Source organism: Amycolatopsis sp. NPDC049253 (assembly GCF_040678995.1).
In the GTDB taxonomy this organism is placed as follows: domain Bacteria; phylum Actinomycetota; class Actinomycetes; order Mycobacteriales; family Pseudonocardiaceae; genus Amycolatopsis.
The window spans coordinates 149,829-164,164 of the sequence record NZ_JBFAQX010000012.1 but is presented as its reverse complement, the minus strand read 5'-3'; the positions used below and the strand labels follow the sequence as shown (position 1 = coordinate 164,164).

At 70.5% G+C, this 14,336-nt stretch carries 17 protein-coding genes and 1 pseudogene; 9 read left to right on the top strand and 9 right to left on the bottom strand.

Features of this window, described 5'->3' with window-relative positions:
* The first annotated feature begins 10 nt into the window (after positions 1-10).
* Entirely contained in the window at positions 11-733 is a 723-nt protein-coding gene (locus AB0K15_RS26520) for an SDR family oxidoreductase (RefSeq protein ID WP_364055771.1), read from the top strand.
* Between the two features lie 142 nt (positions 734-875).
* On the opposite strand, the gene AB0K15_RS26515 is transcribed toward AB0K15_RS26520, so the two are convergent.
* Genes AB0K15_RS26515 through AB0K15_RS26505 form a run of 3 tightly spaced genes read right to left on the bottom strand, consistent with a single transcriptional unit; the run spans position 876 to position 2,353 of the window.
* Positions 876-1,370, bottom strand: a complete 495-nt coding sequence (locus tag AB0K15_RS26515) for an SRPBCC family protein (RefSeq protein ID WP_364055768.1) — start codon at positions 1,368-1,370, stop codon at positions 876-878.
* Positions 1,321-1,728, bottom strand: coding sequence for a metalloregulator ArsR/SmtB family transcription factor (locus AB0K15_RS26510; RefSeq protein ID WP_364055765.1), 408 nt, complete (start codon positions 1,726-1,728; stop codon positions 1,321-1,323). The genes AB0K15_RS26515 and AB0K15_RS26510 overlap by 50 nt, the downstream gene beginning before the upstream one ends.
* 31 nt (positions 1,729-1,759) lie before the next feature.
* Positions 1,760-2,353, bottom strand: coding sequence for a cupin domain-containing protein (locus AB0K15_RS26505; protein WP_364055762.1), 594 nt, complete (start codon positions 2,351-2,353; stop codon positions 1,760-1,762).
* A 90-nt stretch (positions 2,354-2,443) separates the two neighbouring features.
* Between AB0K15_RS26505 and AB0K15_RS26500 the strand changes: the two genes are divergently transcribed.
* The 6 genes from AB0K15_RS26500 (at position 2,444) to AB0K15_RS26475 (ending at position 7,913) form a co-directional block, all read left to right on the top strand.
* Positions 2,444-3,448, top strand: coding sequence for an NAD(P)/FAD-dependent oxidoreductase (locus AB0K15_RS26500; RefSeq protein WP_364055759.1), 1,005 nt, complete (start codon positions 2,444-2,446; stop codon positions 3,446-3,448).
* A 2-nt stretch (positions 3,449-3,450) separates the two neighbouring features.
* The gene (locus AB0K15_RS26495) at positions 3,451-4,080 is read left to right on the top strand and encodes a class I SAM-dependent methyltransferase (protein ID WP_364055756.1); all 630 of its coding nucleotides are present in this window, start codon (positions 3,451-3,453) and stop codon (positions 4,078-4,080) included.
* 162 nt (positions 4,081-4,242) lie between these two features.
* On the top strand, positions 4,243-4,638 hold the full coding sequence (locus tag AB0K15_RS26490; RefSeq protein ID WP_364055753.1) for an MmcQ/YjbR family DNA-binding protein: 396 nt from the start codon (positions 4,243-4,245) through the stop codon (positions 4,636-4,638).
* Between the two features lie 100 nt (positions 4,639-4,738).
* Positions 4,739-5,653, top strand: a complete 915-nt coding sequence (locus AB0K15_RS26485; protein WP_364055750.1) for a DMT family transporter — start codon at positions 4,739-4,741, stop codon at positions 5,651-5,653.
* 52 nt (positions 5,654-5,705) lie between these two features.
* Positions 5,706-6,494 (top strand): hypothetical protein, encoded by a 789-nt coding sequence (locus tag AB0K15_RS26480; protein WP_364055747.1) that lies wholly within the window; start codon positions 5,706-5,708, stop codon positions 6,492-6,494.
* A gap of 489 nt (positions 6,495-6,983) precedes the next feature.
* Positions 6,984-7,913, top strand: a complete 930-nt coding sequence (locus tag AB0K15_RS26475) for a chitinase (RefSeq protein ID WP_364055744.1) — start codon at positions 6,984-6,986, stop codon at positions 7,911-7,913.
* A gap of 52 nt (positions 7,914-7,965) precedes the next feature.
* Here AB0K15_RS26475 and AB0K15_RS26470 read toward each other — a convergent pair whose 3' ends face one another.
* Genes AB0K15_RS26470 through AB0K15_RS26450 form a run of 5 tightly spaced genes read right to left on the bottom strand, consistent with a single transcriptional unit; the run spans position 7,966 to position 12,595 of the window.
* Positions 7,966-8,727 carry an HAD family acid phosphatase gene (locus AB0K15_RS26470; RefSeq protein ID WP_364055741.1) on the bottom strand — a complete coding sequence of 254 codons (762 nt, stop codon included), beginning with the start codon at positions 8,725-8,727 and terminating at the stop codon, positions 7,966-7,968.
* 33 nt (positions 8,728-8,760) lie between these two features.
* On the bottom strand, positions 8,761-9,984 hold the full coding sequence (locus AB0K15_RS26465; protein WP_364055738.1) for a class I SAM-dependent methyltransferase: 1,224 nt from the start codon (positions 9,982-9,984) through the stop codon (positions 8,761-8,763).
* A gap of 1 nt (position 9,985) precedes the next feature.
* On the bottom strand, positions 9,986-10,951 hold the full coding sequence (locus AB0K15_RS26460) for a class I SAM-dependent methyltransferase (RefSeq protein ID WP_364055735.1): 966 nt from the start codon (positions 10,949-10,951) through the stop codon (positions 9,986-9,988).
* On the bottom strand, positions 10,948-11,727 hold the full coding sequence (locus AB0K15_RS26455) for an enoyl-CoA hydratase-related protein (protein ID WP_364055732.1): 780 nt from the start codon (positions 11,725-11,727) through the stop codon (positions 10,948-10,950). The genes AB0K15_RS26460 and AB0K15_RS26455 overlap by 4 nt, the downstream gene beginning before the upstream one ends.
* Positions 11,728-11,782: 55 nt before the next feature.
* Positions 11,783-12,595, bottom strand: a complete 813-nt coding sequence (locus tag AB0K15_RS26450; protein ID WP_364055729.1) for an ABC transporter ATP-binding protein — start codon at positions 12,593-12,595, stop codon at positions 11,783-11,785.
* 328 nt (positions 12,596-12,923) lie between these two features.
* On the opposite strand from AB0K15_RS26450, the gene AB0K15_RS26445 reads away from it, so the two are divergent.
* The gene (locus AB0K15_RS26445) at positions 12,924-13,469 is read left to right on the top strand and encodes a cysteine dioxygenase family protein (protein ID WP_364055726.1); all 546 of its coding nucleotides are present in this window, start codon (positions 12,924-12,926) and stop codon (positions 13,467-13,469) included.
* The gene (locus AB0K15_RS26440) at positions 13,466-13,861 is read left to right on the top strand and encodes a rhodanese-like domain-containing protein (RefSeq protein ID WP_364055723.1); all 396 of its coding nucleotides are present in this window, start codon (positions 13,466-13,468) and stop codon (positions 13,859-13,861) included. Before AB0K15_RS26445 ends, AB0K15_RS26440 begins: the two co-directional genes overlap by 4 nt.
* 28 nt (positions 13,862-13,889) lie before the next feature.
* Here AB0K15_RS26440 and AB0K15_RS26435 read toward each other — a convergent pair.
* Positions 13,890-14,336, bottom strand: a pseudogene (locus tag AB0K15_RS26435) (GNAT family N-acetyltransferase); the annotation flags it as partial.

Below are 14,336 nucleotides of genomic sequence, written 5' to 3'. Positions count from 1 at the left end.
AGGAGTACGCATGAACGGCAAGATCGCGCTGATCACGGGCGCGAGCAGCGGCATCGGAGAGGCCACCGCGCTGCGCCTGGCCGCCGACGGTCACCACGTCGTCCTGGGCGCCCGCCGCACCGACCGGCTCGCGGCGCTCACGGAGAAGATCCGCGCGAACGGCGGCGAGGCCGACTTCCGGCAACTCGACGTGACCAACCTGGAGAGCGTGCGCGCGTTCGTGACGGCCGCGCACGAGCGCCACGGCCGGGTGGACGTACTCGTGAACAACGCCGGCGTGATGCCGCTGTCCACTCTGGACAAGCTCCGCGTCGACGACTGGAACCGGATGATCGACGTAAACCTGCGCGGCACGCTGCACGGGATCGCCGCGGTGTTGCCGTTGATGGGCGAAACCGGGGGTCACATCGTGAACGTCGCGTCGACGTCCGGCCTGCGCGTGGACCCGACGGCGGCCGTGTACTGCGCGACGAAGTTCGGGGTGCGGGCCCTTTCCGAGGGGCTGCGACAGGAGAACACGAACCTTCGCGTCACCATCGTCAGCCCGGGCTTCACGCACTCGGAGCTCGCCGATCAGGGCGGGGATCCCGAGACGCAGGCGGCGGTGCGCGCGGCGAGCGAGCAGCTGGGCATCCCGGCTTCGGCCGTCGCGGACGCCATCGCCTACGCCGTGAGCCAGCCGGCGGCGGTGGACGTGAACGAGATCGTGGTGCGGCCGACGGCCCAGACCTGAGCCGCCACGAACGCGGTCGCCGCGGCGAGACCCGTCGGGCCAATCCGGCGCGAAGGGACCCGTCGCGCCGGCCTTCGGCACGACGGGTCCTTTCGCGACACGAGGATCGGCGGAATCCGGTGCCGCAGAACGGATCCGCGAGTCAGGCCAGCGAGGCGGCCAGCTCCTCCAGCAGGTCCATCTGCTCCTGCATGCCACCCTCCATACCGGACTCGATGATGGCGTCGCGGACTTCGCGGCTGCCCGTCTCCATGAGGATCGACAGGCTGGTGCGGTCGCCGGAGCCGGCGAAGGTCGTGGTGGTGATGGCGGCGTCGTCGTCGGACGCGCCGGGGGTTTCGTAGACCTCGCTGCTGACGATGCGTTCGTTCGGGACGATCTCGCGGTACTCGCCGTGGAACGCGACCTCGAAGCCGCCGTTGGCGTCGAGGACGTAGCGCCACCGGCCGCCGACGCGCAGGTCGATCTCGACGGACCGCATCGTGCCGCGGTGGCCCGCCCAGAAGCGTTTCACCAGCTCAGGCGTGGTCCACGCGCGATAGACGAGGTGCCGCGGGGCGGCGAACTCGCGGGTGATCAGGATCTGGTCATCGGCCGGCAGCGTCACCTTCGCCGTGCCCGTTGTCGTCTCGGTCATGGTCGCTCTCCTCGCCCGTGGATCGGTCGTGGGTACGTTCGAGTTCCTCCAGCACGGAATCCAGCAGCTCGAACCGCTCCTCCCAGGAGCGCTCGAACCGCCGCACCCAGTCGTGGATCGGTTTCAGGGCACGGCCGTTGAGCCGGTACAAGCGCTGACGTCCTTCGTCCCGGACGTCGACCGCGCCCACTTCGCGCAGCACGCGCAGGTGCTTCGACACCTGCGGCTGCCCCATGCCGAGCAGCCGGACGAGGTCGTTGACGGGGTACTCGCCACCGGCGAGCACATCAAGGATCTCCCGTCGCCGCGGTTCGGCCACGGCGTTGAACACGTCGGTCGTCGTCGCTGCTCGTGCCATGCCGCCTATAATATTCCCATATGGGTATGCGTCAAGAGGACGCCGGGCGGGCGCGGACGTGGAACCGCTCCCCCTGTGGCCCGAAAAGGGCGAGAACCTCGCAGGGCACGTCGCCGGGGTTGCCGAACCAATGCGGAACGTGCGTGTCGAACTCCACGACTTCACCCGGTTTGAGGATCACGTCGTGCTCGCCGAGAATGAGCCGCAACTGTCCGGAAAGGACGTAGGCCCACTCGTACCCCTCGTGCACGCGCGGATCGGGGTCCGTGTCAGGCCAGTGCGGCGGGAAGATCTGCTTGTACGCGCGCAGCCCGCCGGGCCGGCGCGTGAGCGGGAAGAACGTGATGCCGTGGCGCACGAAGGAGTTCGTGTGCAGCCGCGGGTCGCTGGTCGGCGCGGTGCCGACGAGCTCGTCGAGCGGCACCTGGTGGGCGCGCGCGAGGGCGAGCAGGAGCTCCAGCGTCGGCTTGCGCTGACCGGATTCAAGGCGCGAAAGCGTGCTCACCGAGATGCCGGTGGTCTCCGACAGCTGGGCGAGCGTGGCGTTGTTCTGCTGGCGGAGCGCGCGCAGCCGCGGGCCCACCGATTCGAGGACGCCGTCGACGTCCGGGAGTTCACCGTCCATGCCTCTATTTGCCACTTCGGCAAATGCATTTGTCAAGTCGGCGAGATCTCCGGATAGTCCGAGGGGAGGGTCGAACTACAGGAGGACCAGGTGAACGAGAACTACGACGTCGTGGTGGTCGGCGGCGGTGCCGCGGGCCTCAGCGGCGCGGTGGCGCTTGCGCGCTCCCGGCGTTCCGTATTGGTGGTGGACGCCGGCGAGCCACGCAACGCGCCGGCCGGCCACGTGCACAACTACCTCGCCCGCGAGAGCACGCCGCCCGGCGAGCTGCTGGCGGCCGGGCGCGAAGAGGTTATCGGCTACGGGGGCGAGATCGTGGACGGCGCCGTGACCTCGGCCGTCGCGCTGGACGGCGGCGGGTTCGTCGTGACCCTCGCCGATGGGAGGACCACGCGAGCGCGTCGCCTCCTGGTGGCGACGGGGCTCGTCGACGAGCTGCCGGACGTCCCGGGCGTCGCCGAGCGGTGGGGCCGCGACGTGCTGCACTGCCCGTACTGCCACGGCTGGGAGGCTCGTGACCAGGCGATCGGCGTGCTGGCGACGAACCCGATGGCCGTCCACCAGGCGCTGATGTGGCGGCAGCTCTCGGACGACGTCGTCGTTTTCCGGCACACGGCCGCGTTCGACGAGGAGCAGCTGGCGCAGCTGACCGCGCGCGGGATCCGGGTCGTCGACGGCGAGGTGGCGGCGCTGCGCGTGGAGGGGGACGCACTCACCGGCGTCGTGCTGCGCTCGGGTGAGGTCGTCGCCCGGGAGGCCGTGGTGGTCGCGCCGCGGTTCACGGCGCGGGCCGACGTGCTCGTGTCTCTGGGGCTGGAGCCGGTGGAGCTCGAGGTCGACGGGCACGTGATCGGCAGTTCGGTACCGGCCGACGCGAACGGCGCCACCGCGGTGCCCGGGGTGTGGGTGGCCGGGAACGTGACCGACATGAAGTCGCAGGTCGTCGTGTCCGCGGCGGCCGGGCTGACGGCCGGCGCGGTGATCAACGGCGATCTCGTGGCCGAGGACGTACGACGCGCGCGGGAGCCTTTCGCGCACGAACTGGAACGACAGGTTGCCGCGCTGGTCGGCGGCTCGACGAAGCACGGGGTGTGACGATGGCTGAGCAGCACGAAGAGGTCCCGTTCGACCAGGATTCCTGGGACGAGCGGTACCGGTCGAAGCCCGCGATCTGGAGCGGGCGGCCCAACGCACAGCTCGTGACGGAGGCCGCCGACCTGCGCCCGGGCAGCGCGCTCGACGCCGGCTCCGGTGAAGGCGGCGACGCGGTGTGGCTCGCGCAGAACGGCTGGCGCGTGACGGCCGCGGACTTCGCGGCCACCGCCCTCGACCGGGGTGCGGCGCAGGCGGCCGAGCTGGGCGTGGGCGACCGGATCCGGTGGCTGACGACCGACCTCACGACCTGGGTGCCGGACGAGAAGTACGACCTCGTCACGTCGCACTTCCTGCACCTGCCGACCGTCCATCGGGTCCCGATCTTCGCGCGGCTGGCGGACGCGGTGGCGCCGGGCGGGACGTTGCTCATCGTCGGCCACCACCCGACCGATGTGGAGGGCGCCGCGCACCGGCCGAACGTGCCGGACATGTTCTTCCTGGCGGAGGACGTGGCTGCGACGTTGGACGAGTCGTGGGAGTCCGTGGTGACGGATGCGAGGGAGCGGGCGCACGAGATCGACGGGCACGAAGTGTCCATTCGCGACACTGTGCTGGTGGCGCGGAAGCGGTGAATCCCTTGGCCGGGCCCCTGTTGCCGTTTGGTGGCGACGGGTGTCCGGCCGGGGCTCTCACCGGTGGATGTCGGTTGTCGCCGTTCGCCGTTCACTGGCGAACGGCTGGTGGGCGGGCGAAAAGCGGCGCCGCGCGGGGGCGGCCGGGTTAGCCTGGGCGGCATGGCGACTTGGGAAGACGTTGCGCGACTGGGGGCGCAGCTGCCGGGGACGGAGCTGGTCGTCAAGAGGGATACGCGGTCGTGGGGCGTGAAGGGCAAGGCGTACGCGTGGGAGCGGCCCTTGCGCAAGACCGATCTGGCCGCGCTCGGGGACGCGGCGCCGGAGGGCGACGTGCTGGCGGTTCGGGTGCCGGATGCCGGGGCGAAGGAGGCGTTGCTGGCGGACGAGCCGGGCGTTTTCTTCACCATTCCGCACTTCGACGGCTACCCGGCCGTGCTCGTGCGGCTGGCCGAGATCGATCTGCCGACGCTTGACGAGGCGCTTGTCGAAGGGTGGCTCTGCCGGGTGCCGAAGACGGTCGGGAAGCAGTACCTGCAGGAGCGCGGCACCGGCTGACATTGTCCAGCTCTCCTTAACGATTCGTCCAAGATCTTTCACTTGTCCTGTCGATCAGGCTGGGGCAGCGTGGACAGCGAATCGACCTGGGGGAGCTCGGATGTCCGGCGGCACGGTGGTGCGGATGGCGGCGCTGGCCGTGCTGTGGGGCTCGACGTTCCTGTGGATCAAACTCGCCCTCGAAGGCTTTTCGCCGGCGGTCGTGACCGTGATCCGGTGCGCGCTCGGGTCGTTGGTGTTGCTCGGGCTCGCGGTGGCGGCGCGGCAGAAGCTGCCCTGCGACCGGACGACGTGGGGGCGGCTGACAGTCGCGGCGTTGTTGTGCAACGCGGCGCCGTTCGCGTTGTTCGCGGTGGGCGAGCGGACCGTCGACTCCGGCGTGGCCGGCGTGCTGAACGCGACCACTCCCCTGTGGTCGCTGCTCATCGGCCTCGCGCTCGGTGGCGAGCGCGGCATCCGGCCGACGCGGCTCGCGGGTCTGCTGATCGGGTTCGCGGGGACGTTGCTGATCTTCGCGCCCTGGACGCGAACCGGACTGGCGAGCTGGGGTTCGCTCGCGCTGCTGGGGGCGGCGGTCAGTTATGCGGTCGCGTACGCGTACATGGGGCGCAAGCTCGTCGGCCGCGGGACGGAGCCGTTGGCGCTGTCGGCCGCGCAGCTGTTGGCGGCGACGGGGCTCAGTGCGCTGGCGTTGCCTGCTGGTTTGTCGTCTTCGCCGCACGTCACGGTGTTGTCGGTGGTGGCCGTGGTGGTGCTCGGGGTGTTCGGGACCGGCGTGACGTTCCATCTGAACTACCGCCTGATCGCCGATGAAGGGCCGACGACGGCGGCGACGGTCGGATACCTGCTGCCCGTGGTGTCGGTGGTGCTCGGGGCCGTGGTGCTGGGCGAGGAGATCGGGCCGCGTGTGGTCGCCGGGATGGTTGTGGTGCTCATGGGTGTCGCCGTCTCGAGGCAACAGCGGCCGGTGGCGGCTGCGTGTCGAGTGAACCCCGAACTCCGAGAAAGCGGCTAAACTTCGCCCGCTCGTCCGCGAATGCGGGTGGAACTGGTCGAGGGATGCGCGGATGCGCAGACTCGTCGTTGTTCTCGCGGTGGTCGTCGCGTCGTTCGGGGCGACGGGGGTGGCGGCGGCCGCGACGTCGGTGAGCGTCGGCGGCGCGGTGGCGAATCCTCGGGCGTTCTCGGCGGCCGATCTGGCGGGCGCGGATCTGGATCAGGTGGTGACGGGGTCGTCGCCGATGGTGCCGCCGGGCAAGAACACGATGCTGCGCGTGACGGTGAAGGTGAGTGGGAAGCACCGTGCGGTGACGTTCGCGCTGGCGGAGCTGGATCCGTCGTTCGGCAACCACCCGGCGGTGTTCCGGGCGGGCCGGCATGGTGTGGACCTGACGGTGCCCGGCGACCGCAACGCCTCACGGACGGTGACGAACGTCCGGTCGGTGACGGTGCTCGTGTCCGCCGCGGCTTCGACGACCCGCGCGGTGCGCGTGACGGCGGGGCGGCGCGTCGTGACTCTGCCGCCGGAACTGCTCGCCCGCCTTCCGCGGAGGACGGTGACGGCGACGTTCGGGTCCGATGCGGGGCCGCAGACGCACACGGAGTCGGGGCCGTCGCTTTCGCTGGTTCTACTACTGGCCGGCGTGCTGCCGACGCCGGACAAGACGGTGGTCGCCGTCGGGTCGGACGGCTACGGGGCCGCGGTGACCCTGGCGGAGGCTTCGGTGGGCGGGCGGCCGTTGCTGCTGTCGACGGTGGAGGACGGGAAGGCGCTGGACCTGCCGCGGTTGGTGCCGTTGGGGGATGTGAAGGGCGGGCGGTATGTGTCGGGGGTGACGGCGCTCGCTGTTGGGTGACGTCGGTTTACTGTGGCCGATTGAGGGCGGGGCTGCGGGGCTTGCGGCGCCGAGGGGAGTTGCCGGGTTGCGACGGCGTGAGGGCACGGTTGGCTGCGGTTGCGCGGAGAATCTCGACCAGGGCTGACAGTCGAGGCTGGCAGAGAAGCTCGCGCAAGTGCGCAGAATCTCGACCGAAGCTGAGGGGATGGGTGACCGGACGCGCCCGGAGGGCTGCGACCAGGATCCGACCAAAAGCCGGCGCGGAAGCCGACTGAGTCGCGGACGACGTCAGGCAGACGGTTGGCCCGCGCTGAAAACCCAGGTCAGCGGCGGTGTTGCCGGTGACCGGGACCGCGAGGCATCCGAATGGCGTATGGTCCGAGTCACATTATTGGTCTATACCATTTGGGCAAGGTTTCCCGCTCTCCAGGTCCCCGCTGTGGAGGTTTCACCATGAGGCTCCCCTCTCCCCGGAAGTTGATTGCTGCGTTGGGTGGATTGGCGGCCGTGGCTGCCGGGTTGGCTGCGCCGGCGGGTGCGGCGCCCGCGGCGGCCGGGTCGCCGGTGCCGGTGGCGCCGTATGTGGATATGGGGGCGTGGCCGACGCCGGTGCTCTCGACGATGTCGTCGAAGGGTGGGGTGAAGGGGTTCACGCTCGGGTTCGTGACGGGCGCAGGGTGCAAGGCCAGCTGGTTCAACGCGTACGACCCGCGGTCGGCGTGGCAGGCGAGTGAGATCGCGAAGATCCGGTCGGGCGGGGGTGATGTGAAGGTGTCCTTCGGGGGTGCGTCCGGGATCGAGCTGGCGCAGGCGTGCAGCAGTGTCTCCTCGCTCGCGGCGGAGTACGACGCGGTGGTGAAGGCGTACGGGCTGAAGTACATCGACCTCGACATCGAGGGCGCGGCGGTCGCGGACACGGCGTCGATCCAGCGGCGGTCGCAGGCACTCAAAACGGTGCAGAACAACAACCCCGGCCTGAAGATCTCACTGACGCTGCCGGTGCTGCCCAACGGGCTCGACAGCAACGGCCTCGGTGTGGTCAACGCCGCCAAGGCCGCGGGCGTGAACCTGGACCTGGTCAACGTGATGGCCATGGACTACTACCAGGGTGCGGGCGACCAGGGCGCGAAGGCGATCTCGGCCGCCAAGGCGACGCAGGCGCAGCTCAAGTCCATCTTCGGGCTGTCGGACGCCGCCGCGTGGAAGAAGGTCGGGCTGACGCCGATGCTGGGCGTCAACGACTCGCAGAACGAGATCTTCTACCAGAAGGACGCCACCGCGGTGGTGAACTTCGCGAAGAGCGTGCACCTGGGCATGTTGTCGTTCTGGGAAGCCGGCCGCGACGCGAACGCGTGCAACGGCGCGCTTTACCGCTGCACCAACGTTTCCCAGCAGCCCTACGAGTTCTCGAAGATCTTCTCCGGCTACACCGGCTGACCGCAGGCCCGGCCTGGGTGTCCAGTGAGGACACCCAGGCCGGGCGACGCCGTCAGGGCAGGTAGTACATCGGGTTCGGCAGCTTCACCGGGTGGTCGGCGTAGCCGCCCTCGAGGTCGCTGAACTGGTCCCCCAGGTTGAGCACGATGCGGGCACCCGTCGCCTGGATGTGGGCACGGGTGCCGGACTTGTACTGGATCGTGGTGCAGGTCAGGCCGCACGGCAGGTAGTCCGGCGCCGTGCCGGCCGGCTTGAAGAACGCGCCCGCCGGGGCCGGGTAGCCCTCGTTGGCCAGGTTCTTCAGCGACTGCGGGCCCTGCGGGGTGCTGCGGCCGGTCAGAAAATAGATCTTCACACCGCGCTGGGCGGCCCAGTTCGCCAGCTCCAGCACGGGCTTGTTGGCCACGAACGTGCCGTTGTCGATCGCCTGCTGCTGCTTGACCGGGTCGAACCCGAAGTCGTTGTCGGCCTCCCAGCCGTAGGTGACCTCGGACGTGTCGTCGACGTCGAGCACGATCGCCGGGTTCTTCACCTTGCCGAGCTTCTGCGTGAGGTAGCGCTTCGCGTCGGCCACGACGCGTTTGGTGTCGGTGACGAACCGGCTCGAGTCGGAGTAGTGGTGCTTGCCCGACGCGTCGAGGTAGTCGCCGTAGTAGGCCTTCACGTCGTTCTTGACCTGGCCGATGTTCGCCGGCTCCCGGCCGTGGGCTGCTGTCACGGCGTCGGAGCCGGCCAGCGCGGTCGCACCACCCGCGACGGTGGCGCCGATCGCCGCGGCGGCAGCGAGCTTGAGCAGGGCGGGAAAACGGGACACGGCGACCCCTCCGATGTCTGGGTGAACTTCCGGTTAAGTGCGCCCGAAATCTACGCCAACAGACGCGTCCGGAGAACCCTCCGAAGGGATGCGTTCGGCGCGGCACACGAAGGCCACCGGCGACCGGCCGATGCGCGTGAGCACCACAGTGGACTCAGCGCTACCACGCGGTTTCAGACGGCGACGCAGGGCGTCCGGATCGATGTCCAGACCGCGGACGAGAATCTCCAAGCGGCCGACGTCGTGGCGTTTCAGCGTGGCGCGCAGGGCTTTTTCGCTGTACGGGCCGTGTTCCAGCACGCGGAAGGCGCGGACGCCCGGCGGTGGGGTGTCACCCGTGAGATAGGCGATGCGTTCGTCCAGCTGCCACAGGCCGTGGCGCGCCGCGTAGTGGCGGACGAGGCCGGCGCGGACGACGGCGCCGTCCGGGTCGATGATCCACTCCCCCGGCGGCGAACCAGGCAGGTCATCCGGTTCGGTGTCGGTGACCATCCACTGAGTACCGTCCGAACGCAACACCGTGGCACGCCGGGAGACGCCGGTCTCCAAGCCACGCCAGAGACAGGCTTCGCGGACCTGTCCGTCGAGGGAGACCAGCTCCACTTCCTCGGCCCACGGCGCGATGGCGAAGTCCAGGCCTGGCGCGCACTTCACCGACAAGGTGCGTCCGGCGTAGGCGTCGACGAGCTCGTCCAGCGGCGGCAGGAAGTCCGCCGGTTTCCACGTGCGCCGCCCGGCCGAGTCGCGCCGGGCCGGGTCGGCGACCACGACCGTGTCGCGGCTGACGGGTCGCAGCGCATCGGCCTGCACCACGCCGACCGAAACCGCAGCGGCGGACGCGTTGTGCCGCGCCATCTCCAGCCGCACGCGGTCCACATCGGACCCCAGCGCCCGCGACGCGACCCGTGCCAGCTCCACCAGGTCGGCGCCGACGGAGCACGTCACGTCGTGTACAGCGCGGCCGGCCAGCCGGGAAGCCCGGTGCCGCGCCACCGCCGTCGCGCTCGCCTGTTGCAAAGCGTCGCCAGTGAACAGCCACGAGTCCGCGTCCGCGAGCTTCGGAGCCGACTTCCGCCGCAGCACCACCGTTTCCAGCACCGCCGCGGCGAAGCGCTCCCCCACCGACCGTCGCACGGCGGCGACGTCGGCGATGCGGGAAGCGTCCGTCAGCGGCAGTGCCGCGCAGTCGGCGAGCGCCGCCCGTCCCGCGGCGGAGCGCAGGAAGGCGACGTCGTCGAGCGAGAAACCGTAGGACAACTCAGGAAGGCCGCTTGGTCCCGGTGATCATCACGTTGTAGAACAGCTCGCGCGGCAGCACCTTCGAGAGCACCTTCTTGTCCAAAGCGGACAGCCGCAGCCACAGGTGGTAGGCGAACATGCGCCAGCGCACCGTGAGCTTCTCCTGAGGCACCGCGGCCTCGAACGTCCGGATCGGCCACCCGGCCAGCGCTGCCGAGAACTCGTCGGTCACCGCGCGCACGTCCTGCGCCCCGGCGCCACGCGCCATCCCCTCGAGCTCCGACGGGTCGAAGGTGTGGATGTCCACCACGGCTTCCAGGGCCGCCGCACGCGACGATTCGTCCAGTTCGGACTGCGGGCGCCGCCAGCCGGTCAACGCGGGCAGCTTCGTGACGCGCGTGGTGAGGTACCAGGTGATCTGGCCCAGCTTGCGCGCGTAGAAGTCGCCGACCTTGGTCGGCTCACCCGCGAAGACGAACCGCCCGCCCGGCTTCAGCACGCGCAGCACCTCGCCGAACGCCTGGCGCACGTCCGGGATGTGGTGCAGCACGGCGTGCCCCACCACGAGGTCGAAAGTGTTGTCCTCGTACGGGATCCGCTCCGCGTCGGCCACGCGGCCGTCGACGTCGAGGCCCAGCTTCTCCGCGTTGCGCAGCGCCACCTGCACCATGCCCGGCGAGAGGTCCGTGACCGAACCCTTCTTCGCGACGCCGCCCTGCATGAGGTTCAGCAGGAAGAACCCGGTGCCGCTGCCCAGCTCCATCGCGTGGGTGTAGGGCTGGCCGTCCTCGCCCGCGACGGCGTTGAACACGTCGGTGGCGTAGGAGATGCAGCGCTCGTCGTACGAGATCGACCACTTCTCGTCGTACGTCCCGGCTTCCCAGTCGTGGTAGAGCACGTTGGCGAGCTTCGGGTCGTCGTAGGCCGCCTTGACCTCGTCGGCCGTGGCGTGCGGGTTCGGGGCCGGGTCGGTCACGGCCGTCACTTCCCCTCGAAAGTGGCCTTGCCGGGGCCGTTCTCGACGAAGGACTTCATGCCGTTCTTCTGGTCCTCGGTGGCCCACAGCGCCGTGAACAGCTGCGTCTCGATCTTCAGGCCGGTGGCCAGGTCGACGTCGAGGCCCGAGTCGATGGCGGTCTTCGCGGCCTTGAGCGCCACGGCGGGACCGTTCACGAACTGCGCGGCCCACTTGTGCGCGGCGGCGTAGACGTCGTCCGGCGCGACGACCTCGTCGACGATGCCGAGCTTCAGCGCTTCGTCGGCCTTCACGAACCGGCCGGTGTAGATGAGGTCCTTGGCCTTGCTCGGTCCGATCAGGCGCGAAAGCCGCTGCGTGCCGCCGGCGCCGGGGATGATGCCGAGCTGGATCTCCGGCTGGCCGACCTTCACGTTGTCGCCCGCCACGCGCCAGTCGGCGGTGAGCGCCAGCTCCAGGCCGCCGCCGAGGGCGTAGCCGGTGATGGCGGCGACGACCGGCTTCGGGATGGCCGCGACGAGCGAGCACGCCGCGGTGAGCTCGGCCCCGAACTTCGAGATCTCCGGGTAGGTGCGGTCACCCATCTCCTTGATGTCCGCGCCGCCGGCGAAGGTCTTCTCGCCCCCGTAGAGGATCACCGCACGCACGTCCGAGCGGTTCGAAGCCTCGCGCGCGGCCTCGGCCAGCTCGGTCTGCAGCTGGTTGTTGATCGCGTTGACCGGCGGCCGGTTCAGGCGGATCGTACCGACCCCGTTCTCGACCTCGAGGTTTACGAACTCTCCCACGCGACTTCCTCCTCGTTGACGAATGCCGGCAGGCTACCGGCCGGTACGCCCGAACTTACCGGCGCCGGGCGAAGAACCGCTCGCCCGAACGCTGCAGCACCAGGTCCTGGTCAAAGGTCTTCGACAGGTTCTCGCTCGTGATCACGTCGTCCATCAGGCCCGCGACCACGGCGTGCCCGTCGCGCAGCAGCAACGCGTGGGTGAAGCCCGGCGGGATCTCCTCGACGTGGTGCGTGACGAGGACCATGGCCGGCGCGTCCGGGTCCATCGCGAGGTCGGACAACCGCGCCACGAGGTCCTCGCGCCCGCCCAGGTCCAGACCCGCCGCCGGCTCGTCGAGCAGCAGCAGCTCCGGGTCGGTCATCAGCGAACGCGCGATCAGCACCCGCTTGCGCTCGCCTTCCGACAGCGTGCCGAACGTGCGCTTCGCCATGTGCGCGATGCCGAGCGTGCCCAGCAGCTCGGCGGCGCGGTTGAGGTCGAGGCTGTCGTAGGCCTCGCGCCAGCGGCCCATCACGGCGTAGCCGGCGCTCACCACCACGTCTTCCACACGCTCGTCGCCGGGAATGCGCTGGGCGATGGCGGCGGAGGTGAACCCGATGCGGGGGCGCAGGTCGAAGATGTTCACGCGGCCGATGCGGTCGCCGAGCAGGTCGACGGTGCCGGCCGTGGGGTGCAGTTCCGCGGCGGCCAGCCGCAGCAGGGTCGTCTTGCCCGCGCCGTTGGGCCCGAGCACGACCCACCGTTCGTCGAGTTCGACGCTCCAGTCGAGGTCCGCGAGAAGGTCGTTTCCGCTGCGGCGGACGCCGACACCGGACATCCGCACCACGAGGTCGTCAAGGTCGCTGGGCAGGATCGGCTCGCTCACGGGCCCATTGTGGCCGTCCACGCGCGCGCGTCCGCACCCGCCCGGGGTTGACAACGCACCCGCGCGCGTGTGAGCCCGCGACGGCGTCCAGCGGATGGGACGAAGCAGCGTACAAACCGTGGGCTGTGGCACGATCGGTGACGTGTCCAGGTCCGCGTCCGCCGCCGTCCCCGCAGCCCGGGGCTCGTTCTGGCGCCGGCGCACGATCGACCTGCTCCTCGTGGCCTCGTGCGGGTGTACGCGAGCGCGGCGCGCCTGCTGAGACGCGGGTTTCGTGCCGCGCTGTGCCGTTCTGCCAGCCGTCACCACTGCTTGAGGAGCACCCGCGTTGACCACGTCGATCACCCGTCCCGACTTCGAGATCCACCCCCGTCTGACCGATCCCCTGCTGGCGCAGCTGCTGCAGCCCGAGCGCCTGCTGTGGACGCCGCGTGAGCTGGCCGACCTCACCAAGACCGTGACCACCGAGCTGACCTCCAGCCTGCGCGAGGTGCTGCGCTTCGACGAGGAAAGCCGCTGGTGGGCGCGGCTCGCGCTCACCGACGGGCTGGAGCTGTGGCTGCTGTCGTGGCTGCCCGGCCAGCAGACGAAGCCCCATGACCACGGCGGCGCGGCCGGCTCGTTCACCGTGCTGCAGGGCGAACTGGGTGAGGAATACCGCTATCCCGGCGGCCCGATCCGGCGCCGCACGCACCAGGCGGGCGAGGGCATCGGCTTCGGCGCCGGGCGCGCGCACCAGGTCACCGGCCTCGGCGACGAGCCGGCCACGAGCGTCCACGCGTACTCGCCGCCGCTGGTGCCCACGCGCGAATACGCGACGCTGGCCGACGTGCCCGCCGAAATCCCGCCGCTGCCGGTCATACTCGGCCGATGAGCTCGATCGACGACTTCCTCGCCGGCGCCCGGTCCTCCCTGGACCGGGTCCCGCCGGCTCGCGCAGCCGCGCTGCAGGCCGAAGGCGCGCTGATCGTGGACATCCGGCCGCACGCCAACCGCGCCGCCGAGGGCGAGATTCCCGGCGCCGTGGTCGTCGAGCGGATCCACCTGGAGTGGCGGCTCGCCCCGGACAGCGACTGGCGGCTGCCCGGTGTGACCACTGACACGACGGCGATCGTGATGTGCAACGAGGGCTACTCGTCGAGCCTGGCCGCGGCGGATCTGCAGCGGTTGGGGTTGAAGAACGCTACGGATCTCGCGGGTGGGTTCCGGGCGTGGGCGGCGGAGGGGCTGCCCGTGGTGGAGGGTGGGTCGCCGGCGGTGCCGTGACGGCGGTTCCGGCGGGCCCCGGCCTGGTCTGCAACAGCAGTGGTGACCCCGCGAAGCCGTGCCGTTCGTAGGCCGGCACGGCTCGCTCCGACGAATGCACGGTGACGCGCTCCAGGCCGAGTTCCGCGGCCAGGCGCAGGGTCGCGTCGATCAGCCCGCCGCCCAACCCGCCGTCGCGGGCCTCCGGCACCACGTACACGCACTGCACGTCACCCGAGGCCCGCGAGAGCGCGACCGGCGACGGCACCCGCGCCGTGATCGCGAGGAACGCCATCCCGATCACTTCGCCGTCGCGCACGAGGACCAGGCACCGGTGCGTGGCCGCGTTGTCCCGCGCCCACGCCGCGAACTCCCGCACGAACGCGGCCCGCTCCTCGTCGGGCAGGCCGTCCCGCTCCGCCACCCACCGCCACCGCAACCCGGCGACGGCCTCGAACTCGGCGGGACGCGCCGGGCGGACCTCGATGGCCGCCAC